The following is an 18,217-nucleotide window of genomic DNA, read 5'->3' on the forward strand; positions in this document are numbered from 1 at the left end:
ACGCGAGCCAGCGCGGGCGAGTCCGGTCACCCAATGACAAGGGCCGCCCGATAGCGAACTTCAAGGGTGTCATGTCAAAAGCTGAAGACGCAATCGCACGAGATCCGGCGGGCGATGCCGCAGAGCCGCCGCACGGAGCACAGGAAGAGACAGCAAGCGAAGCAGAAAGCGCAGCACAGAACGACACGAGCCAGGAACCGGAAGCGCCCGCCGTCACGCGCACCGGGCCGCTCACCGAAGCCGCGCTGTTCGGCCGGCAGACGCCGCCCGCCGCGCCCGCGCCGCCCGAGGCCGCACCGCACGTGCATCCGCCCGGCGCGGGCAGCAGTTATCGCGCGCTCGCGGGACTGCTCATCAGCTATGCGCTGCTGATCGTCGGCAATGGCCTGTTCCAGACGCTGATCCCGTTGCGCATCATGCAGTCCGGCTATCCGACCATCGTGATCGGTCTGGTTCAGTCGTGTTACTACGCCGGCTTCATCCTCGGCGCGATGGTCAACCGCAGGCTCATCGACCGCATCGGGCAGCACCGGACGTTCGTCGCGTACTCGGCGGCGGCGTCGATACTCGCGCTCGCGTTCGGCGCCGCGCAATCGCCGTGGACGCTCGCCCTCGTGCGCCTGCTGACCGGCTTCGCCTTCATGGGCCTGTACGTGTCGATCGAAAGCTGGCTCAACGGCACGGTCGAGAACGAAAAGCGCGGCCAGGTCTTCGGCACGTATGCGGCCATCAACTATCTCGCGGTGGGCAGCGGGCAGTTCCTGCTGAACTTCGGCGCGGGCATGGGCGGCCAGCAATTCTCGATCGCGGCCGCCCTGTTCGCGGCGGCCGTGATGCCGGTGACGCTGCTCGAAGGCTGGCCCGTCAAGGTCGCCGACGAATCCCTGCACCGCGTACCGGCGCGCACCTGGCGCGAAAGCGTGCGCGACATGATGGCCGCCGCGCCGCTCGCCGTGCCGGGCTGCGTGCTCGCGGGTTTCATCTACAGCGCCTTCTACGCGATGATGCCGGTCTACCTCCAGCGCGCCGGCTTCTCGACGAGCGAGCTCGCGACCTTCATGGGCGTCGCTCTGATCGGCGCGCTCGTGCCGCAATGGCCGATGGGCCGCCTCTCCGATCGCTTCGACCGGCGCCGGCTGGTGTACATCACGGCATCGATCTCGGCGACGCTGAGTCTCGTGCTGTTCTGCATCGACGTGCGCGTGGTCACCTGGTGCGCGACGCTCGCCTATGTGGCGGTCACCTTCACGCAGTACGGCCTGATCGTGTCGCACGTGCAGGACCGGACCGAGCCGCATCATCGCGTGGCCATTTCCGCGACGCTGCTCGCGCTGTTCTCGTTCGGCGGCATGGCGGGCCCGGCGCTGGCGTCGTCGCTGATGACGGTCGTCGGACCGAGCGGTCTGTTTCTCTTCAACGCGCTGTCCTGCGTGTTGCTCGCGTTGAGCGCACGGCGCGCGCTCGGCATTCATCTGCGCAGCGCACATGCCGGCGCCTGACGGGCGGCAAGCGCGCCGCGCTTTACCAATGCATTACGCAGAGAAAAACAAAAGCTTACGAATAATTGCGTAAAATCGTTTATTCCGAAGACAAAATGCCAGTATCTTTCGCTTTCTGAGTGAAAAGCACTGATAGTTGGCCGACAAGTCGCCGTCACCCCGAGTAAATTCGTAAAAGGCATGAACTGGCGGAAAGGGCGCAAAAGAGACGTTCGCCGCCGGAGCATCCGTGACGGGCGCAGTCGCGCCGGCGCATCGGGTCTCGGGGATTCAATGAACGACCATCACGACCAAACACGACTTGAAGTGGTTTGCGACGAACAGGGCTTCCTCGCGCTCGAACGCGAGTGGAATGCGCTCTGGCTCAAGGCAAACGGACGGTATTTCCAGCGCTTCGACATCTGCCTGCTCGCCTGGCGGCACGTCGCCGCTGCTCAGGGAAGAAAACTGCATTGCATCGTGCTGCGCGAGAACGGCGAACTGCGGCTCGTCTGGCCGCTCGTTTCGTGGCGGCGCTTTCTCTGGACCTATCTGCTGCCGCTCAGCCCGGATGCCGCCGATTACACCAGCGTTCTCGTCGAAGACGGACCGCGCGCGGCGGGCATGATCGAAGCGGCGTGGCGTCTCGCCTGCGCGAAATGCAAGGCGGACTTCGTGCATCTGCCGTATGTGAACGAGGGTTCCGAACTGCATCGCATCGCGCTGCGCGAGCGGCACGTGCTGGGGCGTTCGCGCCACGAGTCATGGGTCGCGCAGCTGCGCGACGAAACCGACTGGGCCACGTACTGCCGATCGCTCGGCACGATGAACGGCAAGAAGCCGGGGCAGCTGGAACGGCGTCTCGCGAAGGAAGGCGACTTGCGCGTGCGGATGATCGAGCCGTCGGATGTAAGCACGATCGATCAATGCGTGCGCGCGATGCTCGCGTGGAAGCGTCAGTGGGGCGAGCGCACCGGCAAGCAGGGCGTCTGGCTGTTCTCATCGCATTACCAGACCTACCTGATGGCGACGCTGACCCAGCCCGGCGGCTTTCCCGCGGGCGAACCGCCTGCGCGTCTGATTGCCGTCATGCTCGGCAACCAGCCGATTGCGGTATCCATCATGAGTCACGGCAATCCGCTCGCCAACGCGGTGATCGCCAGTTTCGATCCGGCCTACGGCAAGTTCGGCGCCGGCGCGGTGGCGTGGGAACACGCGGTGAAGTGGGCGCTGGAGCAGCACTACGACATCGACTTCGGCGTCGGTTCGGAGCGCTTCAAGACCTACTGGGGCCGCGGCAACCGCAGCTATGCGTGGTCGATGCAGATCGGCAACTCAGCGTGGGGCGTGATCGGCCACGGCATCGTGCGAGCGCTGCGCGACCTGTATCTGTGGTTCAAGGGCGGCATGCCCGCTTCGCGCGGCGCAACGGCACGCTCGGGCGATCGGCCCGACGGCGCGGCGACGATGGAAAATCTCGGGAAGTGAACTGGGGGGCGCTCGCCGGTTGGCGTGCTTCCTTGCTTGCTTCTTTGCCGTCTTCTTTGCTCGACGACACTCATCCACCGATGACGCGAGCGGCCTGCGCCGCTCCGTCACGGTCTCTCATGCTTACACCAGCGCTTCGACCTGACGACGCGGCAGCATCCGGTCGAATTCGCGCTTGACGATGCCGTAGCATTCGCACGCACGCTCTTCCAAGCCCGCGCGGTCCAGCACCTTGATGCAGCCGCGGCTGTGATGAATCAGGCCTGCGTCATGCAGCTTGCCGGCGGCTTCGGTCACGCCTTCGCGACGCACGCCGAGCATGTCCGCGATCATCTGTTGCGTCACGCGCAGCTGGTCCGACGGGGTGCGGTCCGTCTGGATCAGGAGCCAGCGGCACAGTTGCTTCGACAGCGAGTGATGACGATTGCACGCAGCCGTCTGTGCAACTTGCGTCAGGAGGGCTTGCATATAGAGCAGCATCACGCGGCGCAGGAAGTCGGAGCGGCCGAAGTGCTCGCGCAAGGCGCCCGCGCTCATGCGATACGCGAAGCCGGAGCACTGGACCTGCACGCGCGTCGGCATCGTGTCGCCGCCGGTCAGGACCGGCACGCCGGACATGCCTTCGCGTCCGACTGCCGCGACTTCGACCGAACCGCCGTCTTCCATCGTGTGGAGCAGCGAGATGATTGCCGTCGTCGGGAAATACACGTGATGAATGCGCTGGCCCGAATCGCAGAGCAGTTGCTCGGTGCGCAACTGGACGAGTTCGAGATGCGGCGCGATGGCCTGCCATTCTTGCGCCGGAAGCGCGCCCAACAGGTGATTGCCGTGCAGATCCGATTGAAGTGTCAACATGTTCTTATGCTCTTTTCTCTGTGCGCTTCTTTGCGCCTGATTTTTTTCTGGCCCCCAGCGGCTTCGCGATCAATTCTGTGTCGATCGTCGAAGCCGCTGTGACCAGCCCCGTTGCACTGGGCCGCCGCTGCTTGTTGTGGTTTTGGATCGCGGCGGCCTTCGTGCTTGGTCATACATAAGCGAGAGGTGTGCCAGGCCACGTTCTGTATGGGATCTGTGTGTGTTTGCGTCCCGACGCCCGAATGCGCGGACGGGCGCCGAACAAAAATGATTCAGACGTGAACAGTGACGTTCATACCGTAAGCGCAGAGACCCCTCAAACGCGCTAACGTTTTCGTCTGCTGAATGGCCCGTCAGGCGGTGGATCAAGGCACCGGCAAGATTTGCCGCTTAGCTCGATTGCGATTGCCAGAGCCCCTTTCACGACGTAACAAGCGTTTTGCGAAAAACGTTGCATTCGTGGATAGGGTTTGACGGCCTCGTCTTGATCACGGGAGCGTGGTGCATTGCGGGAGCCTTCTGGGACGGGCCTCGGGCTCATTCGACGGCGTTTCATGCACGGAACCATCGGACGCTCACACCGAACGCAAGGTTCGTCAAAAAATGTTGCATCGCGTACACGAACTGCCATTTCGGGCGATTCGGGATGAAGGACCCGCTCGCGCTCGGCGGATGGCTCGGGTTGTTGATGACTTGGGCGGCGTGGAGAAATCCGCGCCGTTGTACATGAATGGGAGCGCTTCGGGATGACCGGCCGGTCTCCGCACCTCTCGACTGAAAGTGCTGATTGATCTAATGAGAACGGAGCAGTGCGACGTCTGAATGTGTCGGAACGACTACAAAAAAACGTCCGGGCGATTAAATCGATATATTGTTAACCCTTATTAGACACGCGGAAAATTGTGATTTATATTTTCCGTGCCAATAAACTCCCGTCATATTTAATAATACTATAAGCTGATTGAACTGGTTCGCGTCAGGCCCAACCGATATCGGGAACGATTTTAATCATGAAAAGAACGATCGCCATTTCCAGCAATGAAAATGCTTTCAATCTGATCTCAGAGCCTGCTTTTTTACATCAATGGCGCGACTTGAGTGAGAGGTGCCCTTGGGGCACCGTGTTTCAATCCCCGGACTTTGTCAAGGTCTGGTATGAAACGTATCGCGAACGATTCATCCCTGTTATTTTAAGCAAGAGCACGACCGCGGGCCAACTCTGCGGACTTCTCACGCTGGCCATCAATCGATCGACTGGACAACTCGTCTACGCCGGCGATATCTACGCCGAATATCAGGTCTGGCTCGCGCACGAAGACGCTAATGACGCATTTGTCTCCGAAGCTTTTAGTGTGCTCAGAGAAAAGTGGCCGCGAAAAGTATTAATGCTGAAATACGTTCCTCCGCGGGTGCGGCTGGAAGTCATCGAACAGTCGAGCTGGCTGAAGGGTATCTGCTTTTTTCGGCCGTCTTCCCGACCTTTGATAGGTCTGGATGCACAACAGCGCGTCGATCAGTCGCTGAAATCGAAACAGGTCAAACTCAACCGGCTCAAAAAGCTCGGAGCCGTCTCGTTCGTAACGATCGAACGCGACGAATTCGCCGAAATCTTCGAGCGCGCGTGGCCGTTGTACGAGTTTCGTCAGATCGAGCAGTACGACTCCAGTCCGTTTCTGAGGGACGCCGATCTCAAAAGACTCTGGGTCGGCGTGGCGAAAAATTCGGACGCGCTGCATATGTCCGTGCTGAAGGTAGACGAAGCCATCGTTGCCTGGTTCCTCGGCCTTCAGGGAAACGGATACCTGCACCTTCTCTCGATGGGTTATTCCCCGTTTTACTCGCGTCATAGTCCTGCAATGCTGCACATGCTGATGCTGGCAAAGAGGCTGATCCAGGAGCAGCGCGTCTTCGACCTCACGCCAGGCGGGTCCAAATACAAGGAACAGCTGGCGACCGCGCATGAAAAAACGCTGACGCTCTATTTCATTCCGAGTCTCAGATCCGCCATTGAGTCGAAGCCGACGCGTGAGCTGGCCCAGAGAGCGGTAAAAAGGCTGGTGAGAGTTGCGGTCAAGAATCCTGCACAGGCTCTTGCGTCGTCGCTGCGCAGGAAGCCGGACGATGCGCCGGTCTCCAGCAGTCCGCCTCCCGCGCCCCGAGCACCGGAGATCCGCTTTCGCCTGCACAGACTCAACACGGTGGACTGTGCGCACCACGACGAGCGGTTGGAAGCCGTTGGAAAGAACAAGATCGCCGATCTCATACGTTACGAATCGACGCACGCGCAGTCGCTTCGCGATTTCGTGAGCGAAGCATGGCGCTTCATCGATCAAGGCGCGGATGTTTATACCCTGGTGCGAAGTGAACGTCTGGCAGCAAGTTGCTGGATAGTCTCGGGTGAAAAGACGGCTTCCGCGGATTTACCGGATTCCGGCGTGCCCGCCGGCACGGCGCGTCTGGTCGGTTTCTACGCGCATGCCGATGAAGATCGGGGAAAAATGATCAATATGTTCATGGACAAATGGAGTAGCGAGATCACAGCCGTAGCAAAAACTGCTGATATAAATATTGGCATACCGGAAACCGACCTGTTTCGAAACATGCAGGTTTTCGGCGAGGACCTGCCCAGGGTGCCGATCGTACAGAAATCGAGTATAAAAACGTTGACCGCCAGCGAATGAGATAAATCCAGGCGATCAGCGGGCCTTTCTAAACAGGTCTGCTGACGTCTTCCCTGCGTGGGAACCCCCTGATTTTCGAAACCATTTTCGCCGCGCCTCTCAACCCGTCAGGCCGATGGCGGCGTATTTGCCCGAATCTGCTGATCGATTAATCAGATATTTTCGGGACGCTTCGTTCTACTGGGCGAATACAGCATATGTTCGATACCGCGCATTGTTTTGTAGTCCAGTACGGTAGCTTTGTGTCACCCAGCGAGCAGACGAAATTCTTTAACTGTATCCAGTACCGGGTTTGCAGGATCGAGCGTCAGATTTCCTTGTTCAATCCGCTGAAGATTCGCGACGAGTCTCTTCGATGGATTCATGATTCGATGCGTTCCTTCTAAATCGATCGATTATCGATCAAACATGCTTCGCGACCTCTCGTCACTCGCCACTGGCGGTGCTTTGTCCCCTTGATTTTTTCACCGCAAGGCGATCGACCTGGGTCGTCGCGCCGACGACGCGTCTTTTTCTCCACCATGGTGGGCATTCATGTCGCAAATCGCGAGCTGGCGTAACCGTCTGCTGAGCATTCACCCGGATCACTTACGCATTGCGAGAAGTGCGATGTGGGTGTCGGCCTTCGCGCTCCTCGCCAAGTGCGCAGGTGCGTTCAAGGAAATGGCGATCGCCTACCGCTACGGCATCAGCAACATCGTGGATGCCTACCAGCTGTCGTTTACCGCGATCTCATGGTTGCCCACCGTGCTCGTCACCGTGTTGAGCGTCGTGCTCATTCCCACGCTCGTCGGCATGCATATGAAGCACAAGGAAGAGCGCGCACGCTTCCTGGGCGAGCTCGACGTGATGGCGCTCGTTGTCGGCGCAGCCCTTGCCGCGCTCCTGTACTTCGCGTGGCCTCTTGCGCTGAAGCTGATCGGCCGGAACCTCTCCGAAGAGACGAGGGCACTGTCTCGCCAGATGATGTTCTGGATGTGGCCGATCGGCATTCTGACGTTGACCGTCTGTATACATGCAGCGCGCTTGCAGGCGCGCGAACGGCATGTGAACACATTCCTGGAATCGGTGCCCGCCATATGCACCTTGTGCCTTGTGCTCGGCTGGCAAACCGACCGGATGTCTCTTCCGCTGGTAATCGGCTCGACGGCCGGGTTCTTCGTACAGGCTCTCCTGCTGATGATGCTGTCGAGGAAGGCAGACGGCATCCGTCCGCACTATCGCCTGGGTTTCACGTCGCCCCAATGGCCCAGGATGGGTCGCGCCGTGGGCGTGTTCATGATCGGGCAGTTCATCATGGCCCTCGATACGCCGCTGGATCAGTACTTTGTCGCGGGTCTGGGGGACGGCGGGATCGCGACGCTTGGCTACGCCAACCGCATCATCGCGCTCCTTGTCGGCATGGGCGCCGTGGCGATCAGCCGTGCGACGCTGCCGGTGCTGTCAGAGATGCTGAGCAAGGGCGATCACGCGCGCGCCCGCACCATCGCGCTCAAGTGGTCGATGGTCATGACGGTCATCGGTGTCGGCGTGGTCGTGGTGGCCTGGGCGCTTGCACCGATCGGGGTGGCGTTGCTGTTTCAGCGCGGTGCCTTCACCGCCGCCGACACGCAGGCGGTAGCCGGCCTGTTCCGCTGGGGGCTCTTGCAGATTCCGTGTTATTTCGGCGTGCTGGTGCTGGTGCAGTTGCTCGCGAGCGAGGGCCGATTCAGGGCCATGGCCTGGGTCGCTGCGCTGAATTTCATCGTCAAGGCCGGCGGCAATCTGATCTTTATCCGCTGGCTCGGCATTTCCGGCGTGATGCTTGCCACTACCTTGATGTGCGTCTGCTCTTACGCCTCTTATCTGTATCTCACGCTTTCCACGCGGCCAGCCAGCGGGAATGCGGGTGCGTCATGAGGGGCGCGCCGCTGTTTCCTTCTCTCCGAGCCGATCGGAGCGGGATCGCCAGGAACATTTTGCGCACAGGAGCCGGACCATGAACGGACGTAAAGTCGTGCTGTTCGCGAATACGGACTGGTATCTCTACAATTTTCGGCGCTCGCTGGCCGAGCGGCTCAGACAGGACGGCTACGAGGTCGTGCTGCTGTCGCCACCCGGCGACTGCGGCGGCAAGCTGCAGGCACTCGGGTTTCGCTGGCAGGCCATACCGATGCAGCGCCGCAGCCTGAACCCGTTGCGCGAACTGACTTTGCTCGCCTGGCTCGTACGCTTCCTGCAGAAAGAGAAGCCTGCGCTGTTGCATGCCTTCACCATCAAGAGCGCCGTGTACGGGTCGGTGGCAAGCAAACTCGCGGGCGTGCCCGCGCGCATCAACGCGGTAGCGGGAATGGGCTACGTGTTCACCAGCCGCGACAGGAAGGCGCGCGTACTCAAGCCGGTCGTGCGGCAGTTGATGCGCCTCGCACTCAACGGCAACGGCAGCGCGTTGATTCTGCAGAATCCGGACGATGCGACGCTCTTCAAGGAGGCCAACATCGTCAGCGACAGCGCCATCCGGCTCATCAAGGGCTCCGGTGTCGATTGCTCCAGGTTCAACGCGCGCACCCGAAGCGATACGACCTCGAACGAGCCGCTGCGCGTCTTGCTCGCGGCGCGCCTGCTCTGGGACAAGGGTCTCGCGGAATACATAGCGGCTGTCCGCACGCTGGCAGGCGAAGGCCGGACGATCAAATTCATTCTTGCTGGTTCGCCCGACGAGGGCAATCCCACGTCCGTACCGAAGCAGACCGTCGAAGGATGGGTGAAAGAGGGTCTCGTCGAATGGCGCGGCCACGTCTGGGACATGCCGGCGCTGCTCTCGGAAGTCGATGTCGTTGTCTTGCCGAGCTATCGCGAAGGTTTGCCGAAGACGCTGATCGAGGCTGCCGCATGCGCGTTGCCGCTCGTCACCACTGACGTACCGGGCTGCCGCGAAGTGGTGAGCAAAAACGGCGAGGACGGTTTGCGCGTGCCGGTGCGCGACAGCGTGGCACTGACCGATGCCATCCGCTTGCTCGACGACGATCGCGCGCTATGTCGCAAGCTCGGCAATGCCGCGCGAGCACGCGCCCTGAGCGAGTTCGACGAAAACATCGTGATCAACAAGACGCTGCTCGTTTATAACGAATTGCTCGCAGCGCAGATGGGCTTCGCGGACGACGCGGCAGCCGAGCCGGATGGTCGGGCCTGAATTTTCGGGCGGAAATGGTCCGGCCCGCAACCTGATACTTGATCGATCGAACATGTCCTCCACCAAGTTCATCCTCCGCTTCGACGACATCACGCCGCAAATGGCGTGGTCGAAGTTCAGGGCCTTTGACGACCTTTCCGCCGAGCTCGATTTGCCGCTGCTCGTCGGCGTCGTGCCCAACTCCCTCGACGCCAGCCTGTGCGTCGAGCCCGCCAACGACGCCTTCTGGGAATTGATTCGCGGCTGGGCCTTGCGAGGCTGGACCATCGCGCAACATGGCTACACGCATCAATACGTGACGCGCGATCCGGGAATTCTCCGCATCGGCCGGCAATCCGAGCTCGCGGGTCTTTCCTACGACGAGCAATTCTCCAAGCTCGAGGCAGGCAAACGCATCATGGTCGGGCATGACGTATGGCAGCCCGTGTTCATGGCGCCGTCGCATTCATTCGACGAAAATACGCTGCGTGCTTTGGCGGCTCTCGACTTTCGCTATCTGACCGATGGTTATGGCGTCTTCCCATACCGCTTCGGCAACCTGACCGCAGTTCCGCAATTGTTCGCATCGCCGCTGCACTTCGGCTTCGGCGTCTATTCAATTTGCCTGCATGTCAACACGCTCGGCGACGAACAGATTGCCAGGACGATCGACTTCGTCAGGCGCAACCGAAGCCGCTTCATTTCCTTCGAAGAAGGCACCCGCGTGGGCAGTGCGCTGCCGGGCGTCGCACTGGCGATGCGCCTGCTCACGTCGTCCCCGCTACGCCTGGCCCGCATGCTGCGTCGGTGATGGAGGGCGAGCACCGATGAACGGACGTCGAACAGCGTTGAAGAGGTTGCGAGCATTGGCGTGGAGCGCGATGGCGGGCGCGGCCGGCTTGCGGCCCGTCGAGGCAGCCACTGCGCAGTCCCGCTCCCAGGACAGTGCAGACGAAGTGGTCGACAGATGGTTCGGCGTGCGCGCCGACGGCAAGGCGAACGACCGTGAAGCGCTGCAGAAGGCCGTCGATAGTTCAGTCGGCAAGACCCTCGTCATTACCGGGCCGTCCCGTATCGACGCCGCCGGCGTGCATCTGAGAAGTCGAAGTCATGTGCGCTTCGTGGATGGCGCGTCGATCAAGCTGCTCCCCCATCGCGAAACGAATTACGAAATTCTCCGGATCTGGGACGTGCAGCATGTGGTGGTCGAACGTCCGCGCCTGGATGGAAGCAAGGATCTCAACAGCGCAAAGGGCGGTGAGTGGGGGATGGGCATCTCGATCGCGGGCAGCAGTGACGTGACCATACTTTCACCCTATACGATAGATTGCTGGGGTGACGGCATCTATATCAGCAACAGCTTTCACGGCGGACTGCCTTATTCGAGCGATCTCAGGATCATGAACCATTACGCCAGCGGATGCCGCCGGCAAGGAACCTCGATCATCAGCGGGAAAAACGTCCTGTTTGATCATCCGGTGTGGGAGAACATTGCCGGCACGCCGCCCGCCGCCGGCCTCGATATCGAGCCGAATTTCAACACGGACGTACTTGAAAATATCCGCATCGTCGATCCGGTCACGCGCGACTGCCAAATCGGTATTCTCGTGTGGCTCGCGGCGCTGCCGGGAGTTCAAGACAAGCACGTGACCATCTCGATAGAAGGACACCACGACGAAGGCAGCCGGGACGCGGCTTTCAGCGTGTCGAGGCTCAAGACCGAAGGACGCGTCGTAACCGGATCCATCTCGAGTCGTCGGCCTACCTGGGTGCATCCCAAACGCCATGCTTTCGTCAACAGCGACTGGGACAGTGCCGGTCCGCGCGTGGACGTATCGGATTCGACGATCATTCGCTGAGTTTTCGTCGTAAGAATGCGCGAGATCCGCTTCGCTGCTTGGCTAGCCCGGTGGCGCCCACCATTCGCGTGGCACGTTGCGCCACGTCTCTCACGACACGCATCGGTCGACACCTCGCATCACCAAGGCCCGCAAAGCGCCATTAGTTAGTCGCGCACCGCTTGGATGACGGTTTTCGTGCGCCCCAATACATTGCCTCCAGCCATACCGGCAGACTATTAATGTGCAGAAGATAGTTTCTGCTATCCTCTGCTTCGTTTTTACTACACCTCGCCATGCGCGCTGCGATCCATCGTCGACGGCATGTTCCTGGCGGGCGGGAAGACTTCGGCCGTGGGCTGGCAACCTTTGTGCATGCGCATTTATGTTTGACTAGCATTGAAAGCGTCCACGTAGCCTTTTTCGGCCGTGGCGCTTTATCGGGAGCGCTGATTGGAGAACTTATGAATCTACTCGAAATAATTGGCGGAGCGGTGTTATGCCTGGCGGTCGTCCTTGGACTGATTGCCGTCTCGGACGTGTTCTTTCCCCGCCGCCGACGAGACCGTCAGGCTCACGATCCGAAGCAAACTTTCAACGACCGAGCAGATTCGTCCTTGAAGGGACTGCAGACATCACCGCGGCGAGACGCTCGGACAGAGAGGCTCTGACTGGCCAGTCCTTGCGATGCCTTGCCTCCTCTCGCGGGCAATTCCGCGCTTACGGCGCTTGATCGGCTTCCCAGCGGCCCCGCAGAATGCGCGCAACCAGCCGCTTCCATCCCGCCGTCAAAGAAAATTTTTCGTGATAGAAATCCAGGATTGCCGAGTCTCCATGTATGTCGAGCGTGTGAGGCCCCGAGGCATCCTCATATCTGATTGTGCCGACCACCCGTTCCTCGTACAACTCTCTTGAGATCGAGACGATTTCACCAAGCGTCAGCCCATTGCCGTAGCCGTAAGAGTTATTCTGGCCCACGCGGTAAATCTTGTTATCCATGGACAGGATTTGCCCACCCATTCTGGCTCGCGTCGGATCGACCACGATTGGATTTCGGGGATGCGGATGAAATACTCCTTCGAGCGAGTCACTGAAAAATAGAAACAAGCAGTCCGCGGACGACTTCTTGTCGCTTGCAAAAAAGTAGTAAGTGTCATCCTTGATGAAGAGGACACCATCCACAATCCTTCTTGTCTCCAGTCCGCGCAGCAGCAATCGCTTTCCCTCGTCGTCAAACGGGCGCTGCATGAGATACGGCGACGAATGTGATGCTACTTCGGGCAGGAGATATTCCTTCGAGAATTCGGCAAACGATATCGGAAACGAATAATGTTTTCCTTTTAGAAGGTTGGAGGTTTTGGACAGGTGTTGAGCATCCAGTTCGATAATGTCGCCGAGCCCGGTCGTCCGGTCCAGCGCCTCGACCCGCACCCTGTCTCCCGAAGCGCTGAAAAACGGATCGGCATAGAAATCGTAGCCAGGAGCAATCTTCGGGACGAAGCCGTCGCTCACCCGAAGCACGTTCGGAACCGGGGATCCCGGGAGGTTGAACTTCACGACGTTCCATCGCTTCTCGTAGAACATCCCATAAAGTGCTCTGCACAAACTTCTATAGGCAAGCGCCATGACGAAGCGCGCGACCAGCGCGTTCGTGGGTAACGTAAAGCTCCGTCCGTCAGTAGCGATATCTACCGTGCGCCCGTTCGAGTAGTTGATCAGCGCGTTGCGAAGCAGATATTTTGAGTTCGCGTAGAAATTAAGCGCTGTCTTCCTGTACGAATGATGAAACGCCTTCGAATAGCCCAATGCCAGAACGTCCCCACTGTCGAGCTCGTTGGACAGTCTTTGGACGACGGTTCCCACCCTCTCGCGCTTGTGAAGCAGCTCGTAAAATCCAGCAGGTCTTCCACGGTCCTCCGAGGGATCGCCGTGATGAAAAGACAATATGTCGAGTTTCAGCAGGTTGTTCTCTATCCTCAGCAAATTCATGCCGAACTTGATTATTACCTTGATGTCTTTATTTAAAAGCGTCTCGGATACGCAATCTGGAATGCGCTGCCAGGCTCCGTCGTATTCGGAATCAAAGCTTACAACTTCGATATTCTTTGTATCGACTGGGACTTTTGCCGAGAGCGAGTTCTCCAGCGTGAAGCGTTTCAGAACGTAATAGGCAAGATTGTCTACGTTTCTTTTCTTCGACCGAGTGTTCGTGCAGGAAAGTATGACCCGTACATTGATCAAATCTGCAACATATTCGAGAGCTTGCTTCTGCCATAAAGCTATCCGGCAATCGTCGACAATGAGGGCGACGTCAATCTTCATTTCTCGCTTACCTCTTGTTAGATGATAGGCTTCGAAAGATGAGAAGCAAGCTCCGCAATCCTTTGCGTCCGGTATGCAACTCCGTTCGCGATGTTTTGATTCTATTGCTCAGGAAAGGCACCGGCTCCAGCGATCGCTTGCTTAAAACGGTTCTGTGTGGCTTCCCTCGCAAGCCTGTCAGGCTGCATGAGTGCGCAGATGCGATAGTCGGGTGCCAGGAAGCATTCTTAGAAGACCTGGTATCGTCGAGACGGTTAGGGCGATTCGGATCGAGCGCTCGGATAGAGGAAGTTCGGCCTTGATACCATACGACTTTTGGTTCCCCTGCTGGGTCAAAATCGTTCTGGAAAGCTAAAATTCTTCGTAGCGTAGGCGAACTGTCGACGAGAGTATGTGCGGACGACTACTCAACTTTTATCCCGCAAGCGTGGCAGGAGGTTTGCCCACATCGGGCCCGCGCCTGATCGAGGCGTCGGTCGAACGTCAGATCCGCGTAAGGCTTTTTAATGGAAAGAAATGCCATACAGCAGTATGGCATTTCTTTCAATGACTACGTTCAGGCCATCTTCACGCCAGTGGCCGTGACGGTCGGCCCCCCTTATCCCAGTTCTGGAGCTTGAGCGGATATTTCCACGTCGGATTCGTGCTGGTAATCGAACCATTTACCACATGGCCTTCGAGGAACAGTTCTTCGACGACGAATGAGCCGACCGGGCTTGTCGTGTCGGTATGTCCGGAAATCGCAATGCTGATGGTCTTGCTGACCGGTCCGGGCATGTTGTACATAAAGATCTGAATCCCACCACCCGCGCAATTCTTAGTCGTCGGATTGACGATATTGATGTTCTTGAGAACGGCGTTGTTATCGTTCGGTTCGATATCGAGGCCGCAGCTCGGCATCGTGCCGCTGATATTTTCCCAAAGCGGAGTATTGAACGTAATGGTGTCTCCGCTGATGATCGACACGCCCTGGCGCCGGCAGCCGCTCGCGTGATGATTATTGATGGTGATGTTCTTGGTAACGCCGCTGGTCGGATTGATATAGCTGTTATTGATATAGATTCCGTCACCCCAGCAATTGATCGTGGTCGGAGACGTGATCGTGCAATTCGAGGCGCCCTGAATGGAAATGCCCATGCCCCATTCGCCCGTGGTGGCCGAATTCAACTCCTTGCTGCCGTCGAGATACGGACTTTCGAGCGTGACGTTGCTTACGTCAAACAAGCGAATCATCTCGCAGGTCTCTTCCTTGTACGGCAGCAGCTTGATGCTGGCGCCCTGCGCAAAGCGAACATGACTGTTGTTGCGCAGGTCGAGGCCGCCTGCGTCGATGCGGCTTTGACCCGTAATCAGAAGGATTTGCCCGATGGAACCATCGATAGCTGCCTGAAGAGCCGCACGGTCATTGGTCTTCCCGTCTCCCTTCACACCGAAAGACGTGTCGAGGACAGTGCCCGCCGTGCTGGTGCCGGAGTCATTACCTGACGGCGTCCCAGCCGCAGTGGTGGAGCTAGCCGATGAAGCTGGAGAAGCCGAGCTTGCCGGAGTCGATGAACCGGCGCCGTGTCGTCGTCTGGCGCGTTCGGCCACTGATTCGAGATTGGATGAATCGCTGCCGCCACCGCCGCAAGCGGCCAGGACGAGCGCACCGCCGCCTGCGAGTAGCGAAGCCAGCACTTTGCGACGCACGGAAATCCGGTTATCGACGACCGTGTCTGCATTTTGTTCAGTATTCGAAAACATAAGTCTATCTAAGTAGGTTGCGCGTTTTCTCAGGACGAGTCCGGCCCTGCCGCAGCGGCCGCGCGCGCGGGGTTTGAAAGCGGAGTGATGTCCGGTCGATACGGATCAACCCGCAAACGTTTGCGTTGTTGAGCGCTCGAACGCCGTGCGAACACGGCAACCCTGAAGGAGCTTCTCAGCGGACGCTGACGAACTGCGGGATTGAGCAACGAAATACTTCGGGAGAAGACATACGCCCCATGGCTCGACGGCTCTGCTAGCGTCCGATGGGACAGCGAAGCAAGACGAAAATGTTACCGTCTGGTAATAATATTATCTGATGGGGTTGCCAAGTTCTACCGCGCGGTTGTTACAGGATGTACGCTAGTAACTTTTAATTGCGGCAGATCAATTGTTAGCTATGCATAAATTTCGTCACCTCTCGAAGTCGAGCAACCAACTTCGCGTACGGAATTTTGCGTATTATATTTTGATAAGATTTATCGGGACCGTTTCGCATGGCTGATGTAAACATAATATGAATCAATCTCGCTGGCTCGGCCTCAGTGTCCGGCCGAGCGGCCACCACAGGCGCAATCGGTCGCCCCGCGCGGTTCGAGCAGGTTCTTCCCCAACAGTGGAAAACCGCCGAACGGTCGTCTCAAGCATTGAAGTCCACACGCGACTGTCGAAGGTTACGAAAACGCTTACCAGCGCCCATCGCCTCGCGCCATTTTAAGTAGGAACCCTTTCGATCAGACGGTCCACGAATGTCAAGCCGACTTGACAGAAGTCTCCGTTTGTAACCGAAGTAGTCCAAAAAAGTTATTCGCAGGAAAGAACGGCCCTCGTTGTGTCTGAGGGTTCAAATCTGCACAGACCGATTCAAAACCCGCGAGCGGCAATGTGTATGTTCGCGCACAGAGACGTGCGCTACGCAACACTAGGATTGGCCGTTGCCGCCGCCGAAAACTTACTCGGTCAAATTGCCGCGAATCGCGCGCCTGGCCCACATCCACCGTTGTCGCATTCCAGTGCGCCCATGAAGCCCTTACGAATCGGCATTATCGTTGATGACTTAGTGATGCCCGCGTGGTTGGCCCGCATGCTGGAGTCGGTGCTTGCGCTAAATGGCGTCGATCTCGTACTCATCGTGAAGGTTTCGGGTACAGCCGGCGCCTCCAGAAATCAACTCGCACGAGAGAACCTATTCGTGTCGATGTGGTTGAAGCTGGACAAATGGCTTACCCATGTGCCGAACGACGCTTTCCGGTCGATCAATCTCTCTTCGCGGCTCAGCGCTGTTCCTGCGGTCGAGGTGGCGCTCAGACAAACTGGAATCGGACATTGTCTCGATCCAGCGGACGTGGCGAAGATCGCAACGCACGATATCTCGGTTTTTCTGCTCCTGTGCCCATTGCGGGTAGGCGAAGAATTCGCTGCTACTACCAAAAACGGCATCTGGTTTTATCTGGACGACTGTCGGTCCGCCGTGTCGAGCGTGCTTATGGAAGTGCCCGAGACGATGTCCGCCTTACAGTGCGTGACACAAGACGGCCGCTATCATACGTTGCAACGCTCCTGGTCGGTGACGTATCCATTTTCCGTACAACGAACGCGAAATAACGCCTGCTGGAAGGCTTTATCGTTCGTGCCACGAGCGCTACGTGAGTTGCAGCATATCGATGACGATATCTCCGGAAAGCGATATCCGCACGGCACCGTAGCGGACGGGCCATCGAAAAGATCGTACCTCGCGGACGTCAGTCTGATTGCGGATCTCTTCCGTCGCGCTGCGGCACGCAAGATGCTCATGCGAAAGATGTTGGAACAATGGATAGTGCTCTATCGCATCGGCACCCTTGAAACCGCGGTCCCGATGCTTTCCGAGTTCCGTGAATTGCTGCCGCCGAAGGACCGCTTCTGGGCAGACCCTTTCGCCGTCGCGAGAAACGGCGAGTATGCGGTCTTCATAGAGGAGCTCGAATACAAGCGAAACGTCGGCCATCTGGCTGTCATCCGCTTCGATGCGAATCAACAGCCCGTGCTCCCCCCGATAAAGATCATGGAGCGGCCGTATCACCTCTCGTACCCGTTTCTATTCGAGGAGGATGGCGAACTTTACATGATTCCGGAGACGAACGAAGACAAGACGATTCAATTGCATCGGTGCGTTCGTTTTCCTGACCAATGGGAGTTCGTGAAGAACATCATGGAAGACGTCATGACAGTCGATACCACGCTCTGGCGGCATGATGGAAAGATCTGGCTCTTCACCTGCATGCGCGAAAACGAAAATACCTCCATGTGCGACGAGCTGTTCCTCTTCTCGTCAAACAGCGTGCTCAGCGATGAATGGCGTCCCCATCCGTGTAATCCGATCGTTTCCGATGTGCGGTCCGCTCGTCCCGCGGGCAATATCTTCGAACGCGATGGTCACTGGTATCGACCTGCTCAGGATTGCAGCGGACGTTATGGGCGCGCGGTCGTGTTCCAGCGAATCGACCAGATCGACGAAGACCACTATCACGAGACACCTGTAAGCCGCATCGACGCGAACTGGGACGACAGCATCGAGCGAGTTCATACGTTCAATCACACCGGCACGATGACGGTTATCGATGCGATGAAATTACGCGACAGGAAGGCTGATTGATTGGTGCTTTACGGATATCGTCGGAA

11 protein-coding genes are annotated in these 18,217 nt (G+C 58.4%); 8 read left to right on the top strand and 3 right to left on the bottom strand.

Going from position 1 to position 18,217, the window contains the following annotated elements; genetic code table 11:
* Positions 1-71 precede the first annotated feature (71 nt).
* On the top strand, positions 72-1,499 hold the full coding sequence (locus QCE83_RS20855; RefSeq protein ID WP_309815223.1) for an MFS transporter: 1,428 nt from the start codon (positions 72-74) through the stop codon (positions 1,497-1,499).
* Positions 1,500-1,772: 273 nt separating this feature from the next.
* Positions 1,773-2,966: a GNAT family N-acetyltransferase gene (locus tag QCE83_RS20860; protein ID WP_309815227.1), complete on the top strand. Its 1,194-nt coding sequence runs from the start codon at positions 1,773-1,775 to the stop codon at positions 2,964-2,966.
* Positions 2,967-3,089: 123 nt separating this feature from the next.
* Here QCE83_RS20860 and QCE83_RS20865 read toward each other — a convergent pair whose 3' ends face one another.
* Positions 3,090-3,821 carry a Crp/Fnr family transcriptional regulator gene (locus tag QCE83_RS20865; RefSeq protein WP_309815229.1) on the bottom strand — a complete coding sequence of 244 codons (732 nt, stop codon included), beginning with the start codon at positions 3,819-3,821 and terminating at the stop codon, positions 3,090-3,092.
* A gap of 1,010 nt (positions 3,822-4,831) precedes the next feature.
* Here QCE83_RS20865 and QCE83_RS20870 point away from each other — a divergent pair.
* From QCE83_RS20870 to QCE83_RS20890, 5 genes are all read left to right on the top strand, one after another.
* Positions 4,832-6,502 (top strand): GNAT family N-acetyltransferase, encoded by a 1,671-nt coding sequence (locus QCE83_RS20870; protein WP_309815232.1) that lies wholly within the window; start codon positions 4,832-4,834, stop codon positions 6,500-6,502.
* Between the two features lie 534 nt (positions 6,503-7,036).
* A complete protein-coding gene (gene murJ / locus QCE83_RS20875) occupies positions 7,037-8,401 on the top strand; it encodes a lipid II flippase MurJ (RefSeq protein ID WP_309815235.1) in 1,365 nt (454 codons plus the stop codon).
* Positions 8,402-8,480: 79 nt separating this feature from the next.
* Positions 8,481-9,674: a glycosyltransferase family 4 protein gene (locus QCE83_RS20880; protein ID WP_309815237.1), complete on the top strand. Its 1,194-nt coding sequence runs from the start codon at positions 8,481-8,483 to the stop codon at positions 9,672-9,674.
* A 52-nt stretch (positions 9,675-9,726) separates the two neighbouring features.
* Positions 9,727-10,464 (top strand): DUF2334 domain-containing protein, encoded by a 738-nt coding sequence (locus QCE83_RS20885; RefSeq protein ID WP_309815240.1) that lies wholly within the window; start codon positions 9,727-9,729, stop codon positions 10,462-10,464.
* Between the two features lie 16 nt (positions 10,465-10,480).
* Complete coding sequence (locus QCE83_RS20890) at positions 10,481-11,512, top strand: right-handed parallel beta-helix repeat-containing protein (RefSeq protein ID WP_309815243.1); 1,032 nt, start codon at positions 10,481-10,483, stop codon at positions 11,510-11,512.
* 699 nt (positions 11,513-12,211) lie between these two features.
* Here the strand turns inward: QCE83_RS20890 and QCE83_RS20895 are convergent.
* Both QCE83_RS20895 and QCE83_RS20900 read right to left on the bottom strand, forming a co-directional pair.
* On the bottom strand, positions 12,212-13,813 hold the full coding sequence (locus QCE83_RS20895; protein ID WP_309815246.1) for a hypothetical protein: 1,602 nt from the start codon (positions 13,811-13,813) through the stop codon (positions 12,212-12,214).
* 567 nt (positions 13,814-14,380) lie between these two features.
* The gene (locus QCE83_RS20900) at positions 14,381-15,556 is read right to left on the bottom strand and encodes a hypothetical protein (RefSeq protein WP_309815249.1); all 1,176 of its coding nucleotides are present in this window, start codon (positions 15,554-15,556) and stop codon (positions 14,381-14,383) included.
* A gap of 889 nt (positions 15,557-16,445) precedes the next feature.
* Here QCE83_RS20900 and QCE83_RS20905 point away from each other — a divergent pair.
* Positions 16,446-18,191, top strand: a complete 1,746-nt coding sequence (locus QCE83_RS20905) for a hypothetical protein (protein ID WP_309815252.1) — start codon at positions 16,446-16,448, stop codon at positions 18,189-18,191.
* Positions 18,192-18,217 lie beyond the last annotated feature (26 nt).

Source organism: Caballeronia sp. LZ034LL, assembly GCF_031451215.1.
GTDB lineage: Bacteria > Pseudomonadota > Gammaproteobacteria > Burkholderiales > Burkholderiaceae > Caballeronia.